This is a genomic window from Stenotrophomonas sp. 2YAF22, from assembly GCF_052114665.1.
Classification (GTDB): Bacteria; Pseudomonadota; Gammaproteobacteria; order Xanthomonadales; family Xanthomonadaceae; genus Stenotrophomonas; species Stenotrophomonas indicatrix.
The window spans coordinates 1-1085 of the sequence record NZ_JBFRFE010000918.1 but is presented as its reverse complement, the minus strand read 5'-3'; the positions used below and the strand labels follow the sequence as shown (position 1 = coordinate 1085).

2 protein-coding genes and 1 pseudogene are annotated in these 1085 nt (G+C 58.1%); all 3 read left to right on the top strand.

Annotation, left to right across the window (positions count from 1 at the left end):
* On the top strand, window positions 1-247 hold a 247-nt coding region (locus AB4Y84_RS22245; protein ID WP_442251005.1), incomplete at its 5' end, for a pilin.
* 101 nt (window positions 248-348) lie between these two features.
* Entirely contained in the window at window positions 349-768 is a 420-nt protein-coding gene (locus AB4Y84_RS22240) for a pilin (protein WP_394198424.1), read from the top strand.
* Window positions 769-833: 65 nt separating this feature from the next.
* Window positions 834-1085 (top strand): annotated as a pseudogene (locus tag AB4Y84_RS22235) (type IV-A pilus assembly ATPase PilB); the annotation flags it as partial.

Genomic DNA, 1085 nt, shown 5'->3' with positions numbered 1-1085 from the left:
CGCATCATGTGCGAAGCCGGCGAATACCGTTTCCAGCGGTAAGTACGTTACTTCTGTCGAAGTTGCGAAGTCTGGCAACAATTGCGCCATCACTGCGACGATGAAGACTGCAGGCGTCAACGCCAAGGCTTCTGGCAAGAATGTGGTGTTGACTTTCGCCCCGGCAACTGGTGCGTGGACCTGTGCTACTTCGGCAGACTCGGAAGTCCAGCCGAAGGCCTGCACCACCGCTGCTTCGGGTAGCTGATTGGCGTTTTGAATCAAAAGAGCCCCGGTATTGCCGGGGCTTTTTTTTGGCATGGATCTTGTCTTTTGCCAACTCTTATCCGCGCGTTGGGGAGCGCTCGAATGAACAGACAGTCTGGTTTTACGCTCATTGAGCTGATGGTCGTGGTGGCCATCATTGCGATCCTCGCAGCTATTGCTATTCCGCAATATAACGACTACACGGCGCGTACCCAGCTTGTCGAGGCTGTGACAATGTTGGGAGGACTGAAGGCTCCAGTTGCGGAGCAGTTCATCAATGCCAATGGTGCATCTTCCTGCGTTTTGCCGGCCAATGCAGTGGTAACCGGAAAGTATGTGGAGAACATAGAGGCGGCTCCAGCCGTGCCTTGTGTCATCGTTGCGACGATGAAGGCTGTGGGCGTGAACGAAAAAGTGAAGTCCGCAACGATCACAATTACCTATGTAGCGAACACCGGGAATTGGGGCTGCAAGACCAGTGCCCCGGTGGAAGTGGCCCCAAAGGCTTGCCCGCACGGTTGATGCATTTGATGGTTCCGGGTTGGCGGCGTGTGAGGTAGTCTGCGCAGGGGAGTAGGAGTGCACAGATGAACACGATTGTTAACGCCAACCTGGTCGGCATCACCGGCCTGGCCCGCCGCTTGGTCCAGGACGGCGCGCTGGATGAGGCCGCCGCCCGCGACGCAATGGCCAAGGCCACTGGCGCGCGTCAGCCGCTGCCAACCTGGTTCGCGCAGAACAAAGTTGTCGGCGCTGCGCAGCTGGCGGCCGCCAACGCGGTCGAGTTCGGCATGCCGCTGTTCGACGTGTCTACCTTCGACAGCAGCCAGAACGCGATG

Coding starts and splice junctions, on each gene's coding strand:
- AB4Y84_RS22240 (WP_394198424.1), top strand. CDS start 349: ATGAACAGACAGTCTGGTTTTACGCTCATTGAGCTGATGGTCGTGGTG.